Origin of the sequence: Tateyamaria armeniaca, from assembly GCF_045797845.1 — a bacterium.
GTDB lineage: Bacteria > Pseudomonadota > Alphaproteobacteria > Rhodobacterales > Rhodobacteraceae > Tateyamaria > Tateyamaria armeniaca.
The window spans coordinates 389923-405512 of record NZ_JBHDIY010000002.1; the positions used below are offsets into that span (position 1 = coordinate 389923).

The following is a 15590-nucleotide window of genomic DNA, read 5'->3' on the forward strand; positions in this document are numbered from 1 at the left end:
TCGGGATCACTCCGCCGCAACCGGCTCTGCCGTTTTGGCAGCACTGGGCGCAGTGGACAGAACCAGCCGCAGCAGTGGCGGAACAGTCAACAAAGTCAGAAAGGCGGACATCGACAGCCCGCCAACCACAACTGCCCCAAGGCCACGGTAAAGCTCGGAACCCGCACCGGGAAAGATCACCAGTGGCAGCATCCCGCAAACCGAAGTCAGCGTGGACATGAAAATGGGCCGGATGCGGTTGCGCGTGGCTTCCTCGATCGCATCCACCGCTGACATGTCTTCTTCGCGCAGGTGATAGAGCGATTGGTGCACGATCAGGATCGCGTTGTTCACCACGATCCCGACCAGAATGACAAAACCCAGAAGCGTGAGCATATCGAGCGGTTGCGTGCCCACCATGTTGAGCACCGCCAGCCCCCCGACACCCCCGGCAGCAGCAACAGGCACCGAGATCAGGACCACGAGGGGCAAAACGAAACTTTCAAACAGTATGGCCATCACAAGGAACACGATCAGCAGCGCGACGATCAGATTGATCTGGATCGCGCTCCACGTCTGCGACAACTGATCTGCCGTGCCTGACACGGACAGGCGAACGCCCGGTGGCAGACCCTGCGCCTCGAGCTGTTCGATCACATCGTTTTGCAAGATCTCGACCGCGGCCTCCAGCGGCAGCGCATCTGACGGGCGCACCTCCAGCGTCACGGTGCGCAGCCGTTCAAGGTGCCGGATTTCGGTCGGCCCGGCGGTCACGCGTACTTCGGCAAGTTCCGAGGCAGGCACGATCTGCCCCGACGGCGTCACAACCGGGAACGATCCGATGTCCTGTGTGCGCAAGGCCGATTGTACAGTCTCATCACCTTTCAGGGTCAGATCAATCCGGCGATTGCCGACGTTGATTTCAGCCACCCGGATGCCGTCATTATAGGCGTCGATGGTCGAGGCGAGTGCCTGCGTTGTCAGCCCGGCATCGGCCAGACGCAAACGGTTCGGGATCAGGCGTACCTCTGGCGCACCAAGTTCAAGCCCGGGGATCGGCCTGAACTGGTGTCCTTCGGAGCGCGGGAAAAGCTGCGAGATACTGCCAGCGGCGCGTCCGGCAACGCTCAGGATGTCTTCCAGTTCATTGCCCGACACATTGAGTTCGATGGTGCGCCCACCCCCGACGCCGCGCCCGAACAGCGATGGCTGGGTCATGAAGCCGAACGTGCCCGGTTCTGCAAAGATAGGGCGGGACAGGATCGGAATGACTTCGGCGACGCGTTCTCCGTTCACTGCTGCGGCCCCGACAAAACTATTGCCCGGCGTAGCCACGAAAAGAAGCTTTCCAATGTCGGTGTGCCATCATCGGTCTGCGCCTCAGGCGCGGCTTCCCACAAGGGGCGCGCTACGTTTTCGATCCTTTGGGCAATCGTCTCTGTCGTTTCAAGATTGTAACCCGGCGGCGGGATGATCAGCCCGAACACGAGGTTGCGATTGCCTTCGGGCAGGTATTCCAGTTTGGGCAGGAAGGTGATGGCAGCCAGGGCAGCCCCGGCCGTGATCCCGGAGACGACCAGCAGACCCAGCAGGCGAAAGCGCACCGTCAGCTTGACGTATTTCATCACCAGCCAATGGAACGCGCCCGCGACGTGGTCCACGACGGGCAGGCGCAGCGTCTTGGATTCTCCACTGGCCAGCAGGCGGCTGGACAGTGCGGGAATGACGGTGACCGCGACAAGCAGCGACAACATCACCGAAACCGAAATGGCAACGGCAATATCGCGGAACAATTGTCCGGCCTCCAACTCCATCACGAGGATCGGGATGAACACCATGACCGTCGTCAGCGCCGACACAAGGATGGCCCCCCACACCTGCCTTGCCCCGTGATAGGCCGCATCGCGCCGGTTCATGCCATGTTCGCGCAGGCGGTAGATGTTTTCCAGCACGACAATGGCCGCATCCACGATCATCCCGATGGCAAAGGCGATGCCCGCAAGCGAAATCACGTTCAGGGTGCGCCCCGTTGCGGCCATCGCCACAAAGGTCGCCACAATGGAAACCGGGATGGCCAGACTGATCACAAGCGTCGCACGCGGGCTGCGCAAGAACAGCAGAAGGACAACCGCCGCCAGCAACCCGCCAATCCAGATGTTCTGGACAACCAGATCAATCGCGCCCTCGATATAGATCGTCTCGTCGTAGACCTGTTCCAGAACTAGATTTTCACGGGCAATCGGGCCTGCATCAAGTTCTTCGATGACCGCCTTGATTTCTTCCATCGTCGAAATGACATTCGCGCCCTGTTCGCGAATAATATTGAACGCAAGGGCCTGTTCACCCCGGAAACGCAATTGCGACGTGTTCTCTTTGTAGGCAAAGGCGACGTCGGCCACATCAGACACGTGCACCCGCCCCAGAATGCCCGCGCTGCCCTGCCCTTCGCTGCGCAACACCACGTCCTGAATGGCCTGGATGGTGTTCAACCGCCCCTCGGCGCGTACCACATAGCGCCGCTTTCCTTCGTCGATCACGCCCGCTGACACGCTGATGTTCTCGGTGCGCAGGCTGGAGACCACGGCAGGGATCGTCAGGTTGAAACGTGCGAGTTCCTCGGGCTTGATGATGATCTGCAATTCGCGCGAAACACCACCAAAGACATTCACGGCAGACACACCGTCAATCCGCTCAAGCCGTTCCTTCACTTCGTCTTCCAGAAAGTCGCCGTATTCGGGCAAGGGCCGGGTATTGCCCTCACCTGCGCGCACCATCACCCATGCAATCGGACTGTCATCCGAGCCGGACGTGTTCATCGTCGGCTCACCAGCCTCTTCGGGGTATCCGCCCACGCGGTCCAACCGGTTGGAGACCAGCAACAGAACGTCGCCCATATCCGCACCAACCGCAAATTCCAGCGTAACGGAGGCTTCGCCCGTCCGCGACCGGCTGGTCATGCGCTCAAGCCCCTCAAGACCGCGAAACGCGTCTTCCTGCGGGATCACGATTTCGCGCTCAACTTCTGCTGGGGCAGCACCGGGCCAAACGGTTTCGACAACAACAATCGGTTTGCGGACATCCGGGGCAAGCTGGACGGGGATGCGGGTCAGGGCCAGGGCCCCGAACAAGACGGCCATCACGACGAGGGCCACAACGGCGATGGGACGCTCAATCGCGATGCGGATCGGGTTCATGGGCTAGCCCTTTTCCGCGCTGGAGCTGTCGCTGCTAGACTGTGCGTTCCCATCTGACGGCTGATCCGCACTTGGTGCAGGCGCGATGTCCTGCCCCGGGCGCAGTCTTTCATTGCCGCGCACGACAACTTCGTCGCCGGCTGCAAGCCCGTCGATCACCTCGAATGTGTCACCAATGGCGGCACCGATGCTGACTGTCCGGGGCGTAGCTTTGCCGTCTTCGTTCACAAAAGCGGTCCAGCCGCCCTGCCCTTGCACCAGCGCGTCCTTGGGCACGACAAGCACGGCGCGCGAGGCCCCAATCGGCACATCCAGCGTTACGGGCTGGCCGATGGCGAACGACGGGTCGATCCCTTCCAGCGAAAAGCGAACTGGACGCGTTCTGGTCTCCGAAAACTCGGTCGGCAATACGGCGCGCAAGGTCAGGGTCAACGTCGTGCCCGCATCATTCTCACCCCGGACTTCGCCGCCGGTTTGCAAAGCGTGGATAAAGCGCGACGGCACATTGGCCTCCACCTCCATCGTGCCGATGTCGAGCAAGGTGGCAACCGTGCTGCCCGAGGCTGCAAACTGTCCGGGTTGCGTATTCACACTCAGCACGATCCCATCGAAAGGCGCGCGCACAGTGGCATTGCGCAGGTTGTATTGCGCCAGTTCGATATCGTTTTCGGCGGCTGCAATACGGGCGCGGGCCTGCGCGATCCCGCCTTGCGCCTCTGCCACGGCACTTGTCCTGTCGTCCAACTGCGCGCCCGAGATCGACGCGTTGACTGTCAACTCCCGCGCCCGCTCAAGTGCCTTTTCTGCCCGCTCGGCCTGCGCCTCGGCGACCTCGAAACCGGCATTGGCAATTGCCAGTTCAGCTTGCGCGCTTGCCAGTTCAATGCCCAGCCTTGCGGTGTCCATCGCGGCAAGCTCTTCGCCTTCCGAAACAACTGAGCCCACCTGTATTGGAACTGCATTCACCACGCCGCCCACCCGCGTGGCAACGGCACTTTCGCGCACGGCGACGATCTGGCCAAAGACTGTGACCGTCTCGGTCATCTCGCGCATTTCGACGACATCCGTTTGCACCGCCGCCGCGCGGCCCTGAGCAATTGCAGATACCGGAAGGAAGATCGCCAGCAGAAAGGCCTGTGTAAGAATGCGACGGCGCATGCGGCGTTCCCCATAAACATGTAGCTTGCAAGGTTTACGTGCCCGAGCCCGCATTGGATTGATATTCGCTCGGCAAGCCCAGCCCCAATTTTGCGGGCATTTTGGAGCTCAGCAAACACGCACACCTCGATCAGTCCTGCGTTTCCCAAAACCAGTCACGATTCGCGCAAACATCAGCGTAGACAGCGCGCTTTGACAATTTGCCGCAGGCTTGGCGAGATCAAAGAACGCGAGAACCCGTATACAATTGTATGCCGATGTATGCCCAGGGGCTCTTTCCCGTTAACCTACCTGCCGGAAAACATTGACAGAAACTGTCGCCTGAAAACTTGTTATCATATTGACATAGTTTTCGGCGAAAAACTTTACAAGAAATGTGTTTAAAATCTGTATATTGAACAAAATCTGACAAATCTGTGTATTTTCCTACTGCAAGCGCCCCACGTCCATCGATCAGACGGATCAGTCGGCGCAGCGTTAGGAGGACGCCCATGCAATCCACGGATTTGATCAAACCCATTGATGCGCCGACACCGACAAAGCCCGGCCCAACGCCCCATGTTTCCGCCGCCGATTATAGCTCAATGTACGCCGCTTCCTTAAATGATCCGGACGCGTTCTGGGCCGAACAGGGTCAGCGCGTTGACTGGATGAAACCATTCACCAAGGTCAAGAATACGTCCTTTGAACCGGACAATATCGACATCCGCTGGTTCGAAGACGGCACGTTGAACGTGTCCGCAAACTGCATTGACCGCCACCTGGCCGACCGTGCCGACCAGACCGCCATCATCTGGGAACCAGATGACCCCAGAACCGAAGACGCCCGGCACATCACCTACGCCCAGTTGCATCGCTCTGTCAGCAAAATGGCAAATGTGCTGCGCGACCTTGGTGTGGAAAAGGGCGATCGCGTCATCATCTACCTGCCCATGATCCCCGAGGCGGCCTATGCCATGCTGGCCTGCACCCGGATCGGGGCGATTCATTCCATCGTATTTGCCGGTTTCTCCCCGGACGCTCTCGGGGCGCGGATCAATGGTTGTGACGCCAAAATTGTCATCACCGCAGATCACGCACCCCGAGGCGGACGAGAAACGCCGCTGAAATCAAACACCGACACAGCGCTGTTACACTGCAAGGATGACGTGAAATGCCTCGTTGTGAAACGCACCGGTGGTCAGACAACGTGGACGGACCGCGACTATGACTGCAACGCGCTGATGGCAGAGGCATCCGCCGACTGCCCTGCGGTCGAAATGGCCGCCGAAGACCCGCTGTTCATCCTCTACACCTCCGGCTCGACCGGCCAGCCCAAGGGCGTGGTGCACACAACGGGCGGCTATCTGGTTTACGCCGCGATGACCCACGAGATCGTTTTTGACTACCATGACGGTGATATCTTCTGGTGCACGGCAGACGTGGGCTGGGTCACCGGGCACAGCTATATCGTGTATGGCCCCCTCGCCAATGGCGGGACCACGATCATGTTCGAGGGCGTACCAACCTATCCCGATGCGGGCCGTTTCTGGGACGTCTGCGCAAAGCACAAGGTCAACCAGTTCTATACCGCGCCCACGGCCATTCGCGCCCTCATGGGGGCGGGCAACGATTGGGTGGAAAAGCACGACTTGTCTGACTTGCGCGTTCTGGGATCAGTCGGCGAACCGATCAACCCCGAGGCCTGGAACTGGTACAACGAGGTTGTCGGCAAGGGCAAATGCCCGATCGTCGACACGTTCTGGCAGACTGAAACCGGGGGCCACATGCTGACCCCGCTGCCTTGCACCAAGCTGAAGCCGGGTGCGGCGCAACAGCCGTTCTTTGGGGTGCAGCCGGTCGTTCTGGAACCCACAAGCGGTCAGATCATCGACGGCAATGATGTCGAGGGTGTGCTGTGCATTGCCGACAGTTGGCCCGGTCAGATGCGCACTGTCTGGGGTGATCATGAACGGTTCGAAAAGACCTACTTCTCGGATTACAAAGGCTACTACTTTTCGGGTGATGGCTGCCGCCGGGACGCAGATGGCGATTACTGGATCACGGGCCGCGTCGATGACGTGATCAACGTCTCGGGCCACCGCATGGGCACCGCCGAAGTCGAAAGCGCGCTGGTCGCTCACCCCAAAGTCGCGGAAAGCGCCGTGGTCGGGTACCCCCACGACGTAAAGGGGCAAGGTATCTATGCCTACGTCACACTGATGAACGGTCAGGAGCCTTCGGACGAGCTGCGCAAAGAACTGGAAAAATGGGTACGCACGGAAATCGGCCCCATCGCCAAACCTGACCTGATCCAGTGGGCGCCGGGCCTGCCAAAAACACGGTCCGGCAAGATCATGCGTCGCATCCTGCGCAAGATTGCGGAGGACGATTTCGGAGCACTTGGCGACACGTCGACCTTGGCCGATCCGTCCGTGGTGGATGATCTGATTGAAAACCGCATGAACCGGGGAGAGGGATGATGAACGGCACCGACACCATGACAGCCGCGCCGGTTCTGATACTGCTTGGCCCGCCTGGTGCCGGCAAAGGCACGCAGGCCCGGATGCTGGAAGAGACGCACGGGCTGACCCAGCTGTCCACCGGCGATCTCTTGCGCGCCGCTGTGGCAGCCGGGACAGATGCGGGCAAACAGGCCAAGGCGGTGATGGAGGCAGGCGATCTGGTCAGCGACGAGATCGTCATCGCAATTCTGCGCGACCGTCTGGGCGAACCTGACTGCGCACGCGGCGTGATCCTTGACGGTTTCCCTCGCACAATTGTTCAGGCTGAGGCGCTGGATGCGCTGCTGCGCCAGACAGGCCAGCGCATCAACGCCGCCATCAGCCTTGCAGTGGAAGATGCGGCCATGGTCGAACGGATCTCGGGCAGGTTCACCTGCGGGGGATGCGGCGAGGGGTATCACGACACCTTCAAGCCAACCGCAAAGGCGGGCACCTGCGATCACTGCGGCGCGACGGACATGAAACGCAGGGCCGATGACACCGCAGAAACGGTGGCGCAACGGCTTGAGGCCTATCACGCCCAGACCGCACCGCTGATTGACTACTACCAGACCAAAGGGGCGGTTTCCCACGTCCCCGCGATGGGGGCGATCAATGACGTCGCCACCGCACTCAACGCCGTTGTGCGCCGCGCCACGGCATAACGCCTTTTGGGAGGCCGGCCCCACCCTGACGGGGCCAATCGAAGGAGGAGCATATCCATGTCCCAAGACAACGAAAACAACGCCTATTGGTCCGCCAATGTGCGTCTCATCCTGATCAGCCTCGCCATATGGGCGCTGGTCTCATTCGGGTTCGGGATCATCCTGCGCCCGCTCTTGTCGGGCATCGCCGTGGGTGGCACCGACCTGGGCTTTTGGTTCGCACAGCAAGGGTCGATCATCGTCTTTCTGATCCTGATCTTCTTTTATGCGTGGCGGATGAACAAGCTCGACCAGCAACACGGCGTGGACGAGGAATAAAATCATGGATCAGTTTACACTTAACCTGTTGTTTGTGGGCGCGTCCTTTGCGCTCTACATCGGCATCGCGATCTGGGCTCGTGCGGGGTCTACATCTGAATTCTATGCAGCCGGACGCGGCGTACACCCTGTCACCAACGGCATGGCGACCGCTGCTGACTGGATGTCTGCCGCGTCCTTCATTTCGATGGCGGGCCTCATCGCCTTTACGGGCTATGACAATTCGTCCTTCCTAATGGGCTGGACCGGTGGCTATGTGCTGCTGGCCCTGCTGCTGGCCCCTTACCTGCGCAAGTTCGGCAAGTTCACGGTGTCGGAGTTCATTGGCGACCGCTTCTATTCCAAGACCGCGCGCATGGTGGCGGTGATCTGTCTGCTGGTGGCCTCTATCACTTACGTGATCGGCCAGATGCAGGGCGTGGGTATCGCCTTTGGCCGCTTCCTTGAGATCGACGCCTTCTGGGGTCTTCTCATCGGCGCCTGTGTGGTCTTTGCCTATGCCGTTTTTGGCGGCATGAAGGGGGTGACCTACACTCAGGTCGCGCAATACTGCGTGCTGATCACCGCCTACACGATCCCGGCGGTCTTCATCTCGCTGCAACTGACGGGCAATCCGATCCCGGCCCTGGGTCTGTTTGGCAACACCGAAAGCGGCGAGCCGCTGCTGGCCAAGCTGAACCAGATCGTCACCGACCTCGGCTTTGCTGAATATACCGCTGCGCATGGATCGACCATCAACATGGTGCTATTCACCCTGTCCCTGATGATCGGCACCGCGGGCCTGCCCCACGTGATCATGCGCTTCTTTACCGTTCCCAAAGTGTCGGACGCCCGCTGGTCTGCAGGCTGGACGCTGGTGTTCATCGCGCTGCTGTATCTCACGGCCCCTGCGGTTGGTGCGATGGCGCGCCTCAACATCTCTGAGCTGATGTGGCCCAATGGCACAGACGGCGAAGCGGTTAGCGTTGAGCAGATCGAAAGCGATCCGGAATACGCATGGATGGCGACGTGGCAAAAAACCGGCCTTCTGGGTTGGGAAGACAAGAACGGCGACGGCAAAATCCAGTACTACAACGACGCCAATGCCGATCTGCAAGCCAAGGCAGCGGAGAACGGGTGGGAAGGCAATGAGTTGACCAACTTCAACCGTGACATCCTCGTGCTCGCCAACCCCGAGATCGCGTCGCTTCCCGGCTGGGTGATCGGCCTTGTCGCGGCAGGCGGCCTCGCGGCGGCTCTGTCCACGGCGGCGGGTCTGTTGCTGGCAATCTCCTCAGCGGTCAGCCATGACTTGTTGAAAGGGCAACTGACGCCGAACATGTCGGAAAAGAGCGAGTTGCTGGCAGCCCGTATCTCGATGGCAGCAGCCATTGTGGTTGCGGTCCTTTTGGGGCTCAATCCACCGGGCTTTGCGGCGCAAACTGTGGCTCTGGCCTTCGGACTTGCGGCGGCCTCAATCTTTCCGGCGCTGATGATGGGCATCTTTTCGACCCGCATCAACAACGTGGGCGCGGTTGCGGGCATGTTGGCCGGTCTGGTTGTCACCCTGCTCTACATCTTCCTGCACAAGGGCTGGTTCTTTATCCCTGACACCAACTCCTTCACCGATGCCGATCCGTTGCTTGGGCCGATCAAGTCCACATCCTTCGGTGCCATCGGGGCGATGGTGAACTTTGGGGTCGCCTTCCTTGTGTCCGGCATGACCAAGGAGACCCCGCAGGAGATCAAGGATCTGGTCGAAAGTGTCCGGGTGCCACGAGGTGCCGGTGTGGCGGTCGAAGGCCACTAAGCTGATCGGATACCGCAGCGCTGCGGTATCCCCTTAACTTCCTTATCCTGCCCGCGCACCCTGCGTGGGCAGGATGTCCCTCTCAAAGAGGCCCGGTACATGTCCCTTTCGGCCCCGCTGACCCAGTTCCTTGCTTCTGTGCATCCCTACGACGCTCTGGCCGAGGCTGATCTGACGGCCCTTGCCAACTTGTGTTCCGAGCAGACATTCGCGACCGGCGACTCGGTCTTTACCGTCGGCGATGCGGCCCAAACCCTGTTTGTCATTGCGCGCGGCGAGATCGAGATCACCGACGAGACAGGCGTCCAACTTTCAATTCTGGGCCCGCGCAATTCGTTTGGTGAACGTGCCATCCTGCGCAACGACACGATCAAGCGCACCGCAACCGTGACTTTGGATGCGACGCTGATTGCCATCCCGGCCAAGACGCTGCTTGCATTGATCGAAGCCCATGCGGCTGTGGCCAGGTTCTTTGACCGTCGCCGCCCGCCCCGGTCTACAGCGCGTGATCTTGCAACCCTTTCGGTGGCCCGGTTGATGACCCGTGATCCGATGACCTGCACGCCCGACACGCCCATTCGCGAAGCGGCGGGGCAGATGCACGCGGCGCGCATCTCTTCGATCTGCGTTACGGACCATGATGGCTTTCGCGGCATTGTCACCGTGCGCGACATCAACGGGCGAGTGGTGGCCAAAGGGGCTGACCCGGCAGGGCCCGTTTCTGCTGTGATGACGGGCGATCCGTTGACGCTTGGCCCGTCCGCGCTGGTCACCGATGTCCTGCACCTGATGATGGAGCGTGGCATCGGGCATGTTCCAATCGTCGAGGGGGCAAGGCTTGTCGGGATCGTCACGCAAACCGACCTGACGCGCGCGCTGGCGATGTCGTCAGCCGACCTTGTGGGCCGCGTGGCCAAGGCGAAAGATGCAAGCGCCATGGCGCAGGTCACGGCTGACATTCCGCAACTGCTGTTGCAACTGGTCGAGACAGGCAATCGGCACGAGGTGATCACACGGTTGATCACCGACATCGCCGACACGGCCACGCGAAGGCTTCTGACACTGGCTGAGGCCGCGTTGGGGTCGCCGCCCGTGCCCTATCTGTGGCTCGCCTGTGGCTCCCAGGGGCGGCAAGAGCAAACGGGCGTCTCCGATCAGGACAACTGCCTGATCCTGCCCGACACCGTCAGCGCCGCCGACATGCCCTATTTCGCCGCCTTGGCGAAATTCGTGAGCGACGGGCTAGATGCCTGCGGCTATTTCTATTGCCCCGGCGATATGATGGCGACCAACCCGCGCTGGTGCCAACCCCTGCACGTCTGGCAGGACTACTTCAAAGGATGGATCGCCAAGCCCAATCCTGAAGCGCAGATGCTAGCGTCGGTTATGTTCGATCTGAGGCCCATCGGTGGGGACACCGCCCTGTTTGACGATCTGCAGACCGAAACCCTGCGAATGGCGGCGAAAAACTCAATCTTCACCGCGCACATGATCGCCAACGCGCTCAAGCATCAGCCACCACTGGGCCTTTTGCGCGGGCTGGCCACAATCCGGTCGGGCGAACATCGCAACCAGATCGATCTGAAACACAACGGGGTTGTGCCCGTGGTCGATCTGGGCCGCATCTATACGCTGCAGGGGCAATTGACCCCCGCCAACACCCGTGCCCGGTTGGAAGCGGCAATCGCGGCGAGCGTTTTGTCCCCATCCGGCGGGGCCGATTTGCTGGATGCCTACGACCTGATCGCAACGACGCGGCTTGAACATCAGGCCAACCAGATCAAGGCGGGCCAAAAACCCGACAACTACCTCGACCCCGCAACGCTGTCGGACTTTGATCGAAGTCATTTGCGCGATGCCTTCGTTGTGGTCAAAACGATGCAATCCGCTGTGGGATCAGGTAAAAGCGCGTTAGGATGACCTTATGTTCGTAGAACTTATCGCCACGGTTTTCGCCGGGATCGCCTGCGCAGGCGTTGCCATGTTGCTCAACACAGTGACGGGCCGGCGGTTGCCCAAATGGGTCATGCCGGTGGCCGCAGGGCTGGGCATGATCGGTATGACGATCTCCAACGAATACACGTGGTTTGGGCGGACCGCCGAACGCCTGCCCGAAGGGGTCGAAATCGCAACCACCGTAGAGGAACAAAGCTGGCTGCGGCCCTGGACCCAGATCTGGCCCTATACCAAACGCTTTGCCGCCGTGGACAAAGCCACCGCGCGCACCAATGCCAACCTGCCTGATCAACGGCTGGCAGATGTCTATTTCTTTGGCCGCTGGTCGCCGGTCAATCAGGCCCCGATGCTGTTTGACTGTGCCGGTGCGCGGTCTGCATTGCTGATCGACGGGGCAGATTTCGGCGACGACGGCACCGTCACAAATGCGGATTGGGAGGCGATGCCCACAGGTGATCCGATGCTGACGCTGGTGTGCGAGACCTGACATGTTCACCGGCCTGTCCCTGCGTTTCCGCATCTTCCTTTTCTTCTGCCTTTTGGCCGTCGGGGGCGCGGGGCTGGCAGCGGCAGCGCTGATGTTTGGCTGGTCACGTGCGGACCAAACCTTGCCCACGGGTCCATTTGTGACCGCCTTTGTCCTCTTTGCCTTTCTCAACACCGGGTTGGCGGTGACGGTCTGGCTGCTTTTTGATGAAAACGTGGCCAAACCGATCAACAGGCTGTCCGCCGCCCTGCGCCTGCACGCGCATTCCGGGGTCGATGCGGAATTTGATGCCGAGGCCGCTCGCTACCTTGGTGACCTTGCCCCGGCCGCCAGCGCGCTGAGTGAAACCGCCAATGCCTCCGTCATCGATACTGCCGCGAAGGTCGCACGCGAAACGCAACGCCTCAGGGCTCAAAGCGATCAACTGACCGCGTTGCTAAGTCAAATCCCGATCGCCACGATCCTGCTCAATCCCGCGCAGGAAATCGTTCTCTATGACACACAGGCGGCAGATGTCCTGTCACAGATCGCGCCACCCCGGCTCAAGGCTCCGCTGGGCGACTATTTCGATCTGGCCGAACTGCACGCGGCGATCAAGCAGTTGTCCGACACAACGAAAGAAGTGCCTTTCACCTTGCATGATGTCGCCCGCACACAGGCGTTTACCGCAAGACTGAAGCCCTTGGGCGATGACGGCCACATGATCTGCATTGATGTCTCGCCCGCGCAGACAACGGCAATTGAATCGCGCCCGCTGGTCTTTGATTTCGACCTCATGAATGCGGCCGAGACCAAGCACATCACTGACACGCCGCTGTCTGAGCTGTGCTTCGTGCCCTTCGACACAGAAACCACGGGGCTGTCCGTTGAAAAGGATGCCGTCGTGCAACTGGGGGCCGTGCGTGTCCTGAACGGGCGGATTGTCGATGGCGAAGTCATGGACACATACGTGAACCCCGGCCGAGCGATCCCGCCTGCCTCCACAAATGTCCATCATGTCACAGACGCGGATGTCGCTGATGCGCCGAGCATCGCAGAGGTTGGGCGCGCCTTTCACCAATTTGCGCGCGATGCAGTGCTGGTTGCGCATAATGCGCCGTTCGATATTGGCCTGTTGCGCAAACACGAAACGGATATGGGTGTCGCTTGGACCCATCCCGTTCTGGACACGGTGCTGTTGTCAGCCGTTGTGTTCGGCACGACAGAAGACCACTCGCTTGACGCGCTGTGCGAACGGCTTGGCATCAGCATCCCAAGCGATCTGCGGCACACCGCCCTTGGCGATGCGCAGGCCACTGCCGAGGCGCTTGTCAGATTGCTGCCACTTGTCGAGGGCAAAGGCATGCACACATTTGGTCAATTGATCGAGGAAACCCGCAAGCACAGCCGCTTGCTGCGCGATCTGAACGAGTGACGGATGCGGCTTGGATCGTGTGAACATAGCGCAGGGGCCAGATGTCACTCCGTCCAAAGCGCCAGCAACGCCGCCGCCGGTTCCTGCCTCGTATCCGCATAAACCGCAACTTCGAGCGGTTCCTTCCCCAAGCTGGACGCAAGCGATGTCAGTTCGCCGCTTTCGATTTCGCGGTGCACCATGCTGAACGGCAACCAGCCAATGCCAAGGCCCTTCAGGATCAACTCGCGCACACCACTTGAGAATGCGGTTTCGCACACCGGATTTGCGCTGAAGGTTTGCGTTCCAAAAGGGCGTTCGCGTTGGCGCAACAGCGCACCGAACGAACTGGTGTCCGGGTAGACAATCGCAGGCGTATCAATTGGCACGTCTCCACCATCATCCATCGCAAGGCGCAGGGCGCCGCCAACTACCGGCACCAGATAATCGTTGCCCCACCTGCCTCGCAAAACACCGCCGCCGAATTGCAAAGGCGCGGAGCCTTCCGCCTCGTAGCACAGCAACATGCTGGTATCGCCGCGCAGGAACATGGTCGCGCAGTCATCCAGATTGCCGGGACGGATTCGGAACTGGATTCGGGGAAAGGCGGTCTTTGCCCGCAACACCATGTCCGGCAGGGTTGATGATACTGGCCCATGCTGCGCCGAAATCGCAATTGTGGATGCTGTCGCATCATGATGCGCAATTTTTGTGCGCAACTCCGTCAGGCGCGAAACAAGCGCGCGGATCTCGACTTCGTTGGACACAAGCGACGGGCTGATGTCGATCCGGTTGGTTTTGCGCTCAATGACAGACGTGCCCAACCAGTCCTCAAAGCTGCGGATTCGCCTTGAAAACGCAGGCTGCGTTATGTTTCGCCGTGCCGCAGCGCGTGTCATGTTTCCCTCTTCCAAGAGGGCAAGAACATCGTCCAGCCATTGCATATCCATCGCGATACTCCGCTTGCTCATACAATCTGTATGGGCAGCCATAGCAAAAAGCACTGTTTTTCACGTTCGACACCAGCAAACCTGCGTTAACTGTTTGGGAAGGGACGCGCCACGTGGCACATACAGATCAAATCATCACACAGGCCGACACGGCACAAACGGACAAGGCCGCCGATCTCGCCGCCGTGCTTGCCACATTTCCAAGAGTCAGCCTTGGCCACTTTCCGACACCGCTGGAGCCGATGGATCGGCTGAGCGAAATCCTCGGTGGCCCCCGCCTGTGGGTCAAACGCGACGACTGCACCGGCCTGTCGACCGGTGGCAACAAGACCCGCAAGCTGGAATTCCTCATGGCGGATGCCGTGCAGAACGGCGCAGATACGATCATCACCCAAGGCGCGACGCAATCAAACCATGCCCGCCAGACAGCAGCGGCAGCCGCCAAACTGGGCATGGCCTGCCACATCCTCCTTGAGGACAGAACCGGGTCAAACGATCCGAACTATATCATGAACGGGAACGTGCTGCTCGACCAGTTGCACGGGGCGACTGTGTCCAAACGCGCCGGTGGCACGGACATGGCGCAAGAGATGGAGGTGCTGGCCGAAAAGCTGCGCGCAGAAGGACGGTCTCCTTACGTCATTCCCGGTGGCGGGTCGAACCCTATCGGCGCCCTTGGCTATGTGAACGCGGCGCGCGAATTGGCGGATCAGGCGGCAGATGCTGGCTTGAAGATTGACGCGCTGGTCCATGCCACCGGCAGTTCGGGCACGCAGGCGGGGCTTGTTGCCGGGCTTGCCGCACTGCACAGCGATATCCACCTACTTGGGATTGGCGTGCGCGCCCCTCAGGAAAAACAAGAGGGGATGGTGTTCGATCTGGCCGTCAAGACGGCAGCCCACATGGGCACCGGGGTCGAAATTGCCCGCGACGGCGTGCGTGCCAACTGCAACTATGTCGGTGCGGGCTACGGCATCCCCACCGATGGCATGATCGCCGCCACGAAACTGCTCGCCCAGACCGAAGGCCTGCTGTTTGATCCTGTCTACTCCGGCAAGGGGTTGGATGGACTCATCGATCAGGTCAAAACTGGATATTTCGACGGCATGGAAAATGTCGTCTTCTTGCACACAGGCGGCAGCGCGGCCTTGTTCGGCTATTCCGACACCTTCGGATTGCCCGGCTACACCTCGTAAAAAAAAGACCCGAAATCAACAT

12 protein-coding genes are annotated in these 15590 nt (G+C 60.3%); 8 read left to right on the forward strand and 4 right to left on the reverse strand.

Annotation, left to right across the window (positions count from 1 at the left end; translation table 11 throughout):
- Positions 1-6: 6 nt before the first annotated feature.
- Genes ACERZ8_RS01985 through ACERZ8_RS01995 form a run of 3 tightly spaced genes read right to left on the reverse strand, consistent with a single transcriptional unit; the run spans position 7 to position 4331 of the window.
- Entirely contained in the window at positions 7-1314 is a 1308-nt protein-coding gene (locus tag ACERZ8_RS01985; protein WP_407590441.1) for an efflux RND transporter permease subunit, read from the reverse strand.
- Complete coding sequence (locus tag ACERZ8_RS01990) at positions 1272-3173, reverse strand: efflux RND transporter permease subunit (protein WP_407590442.1); 1902 nt, start codon at positions 3171-3173, stop codon at positions 1272-1274. Before ACERZ8_RS01990 ends, ACERZ8_RS01985 begins: the two co-directional genes overlap by 43 nt.
- Before the next feature lie 3 nt (positions 3174-3176).
- Positions 3177-4331, reverse strand: a complete 1155-nt coding sequence (locus tag ACERZ8_RS01995) for an efflux RND transporter periplasmic adaptor subunit (RefSeq protein ID WP_407590443.1) — start codon at positions 4329-4331, stop codon at positions 3177-3179.
- Between the two features lie 491 nt (positions 4332-4822).
- Between ACERZ8_RS01995 and acs the strand changes: the two genes are divergently transcribed.
- From acs to ACERZ8_RS02030, 7 genes are all read left to right on the forward strand, one after another.
- Entirely contained in the window at positions 4823-6793 is a 1971-nt protein-coding gene (acs, locus tag ACERZ8_RS02000) for an acetate--CoA ligase (RefSeq protein WP_407590444.1), read from the forward strand.
- On the forward strand, positions 6793-7479 hold the full coding sequence (locus ACERZ8_RS02005) for an adenylate kinase (protein ID WP_407590445.1): 687 nt from the start codon (positions 6793-6795) through the stop codon (positions 7477-7479). The genes acs and ACERZ8_RS02005 overlap by 1 nt, the downstream gene beginning before the upstream one ends.
- Positions 7480-7536: 57 nt before the next feature.
- On the forward strand, positions 7537-7797 hold the full coding sequence (locus ACERZ8_RS02010) for a DUF4212 domain-containing protein (RefSeq protein WP_407590446.1): 261 nt from the start codon (positions 7537-7539) through the stop codon (positions 7795-7797).
- A 4-nt stretch (positions 7798-7801) separates the two neighbouring features.
- Positions 7802-9586: a sodium:solute symporter family protein gene (locus tag ACERZ8_RS02015; RefSeq protein ID WP_407590447.1), complete on the forward strand. Its 1785-nt coding sequence runs from the start codon at positions 7802-7804 to the stop codon at positions 9584-9586.
- A gap of 99 nt (positions 9587-9685) precedes the next feature.
- Entirely contained in the window at positions 9686-11506 is a 1821-nt protein-coding gene (locus tag ACERZ8_RS02020; protein ID WP_407590448.1) for a DUF294 nucleotidyltransferase-like domain-containing protein, read from the forward strand.
- 4 nt (positions 11507-11510) lie between these two features.
- A complete protein-coding gene (locus ACERZ8_RS02025; RefSeq protein ID WP_407590449.1) occupies positions 11511-12029 on the forward strand; it encodes a hypothetical protein in 519 nt (172 codons plus the stop codon).
- Between the two features lies 1 nt (position 12030).
- Positions 12031-13443, forward strand: coding sequence for a 3'-5' exonuclease (locus ACERZ8_RS02030; protein WP_407590450.1), 1413 nt, complete (start codon positions 12031-12033; stop codon positions 13441-13443).
- 44 nt (positions 13444-13487) lie between these two features.
- Here ACERZ8_RS02030 and ACERZ8_RS02035 read toward each other — a convergent pair whose 3' ends face one another.
- Entirely contained in the window at positions 13488-14393 is a 906-nt protein-coding gene (locus ACERZ8_RS02035) for a LysR family transcriptional regulator (RefSeq protein WP_407590451.1), read from the reverse strand.
- 164 nt (positions 14394-14557) lie between these two features.
- Between ACERZ8_RS02035 and cuyA the strand changes: the two genes are divergently transcribed.
- Positions 14558-15568: a D-cysteate sulfo-lyase gene (gene cuyA / locus ACERZ8_RS02040; protein ID WP_455771657.1), complete on the forward strand. Its 1011-nt coding sequence runs from the start codon at positions 14558-14560 to the stop codon at positions 15566-15568.
- Positions 15569-15590: the final 22 nt, after the last annotated feature.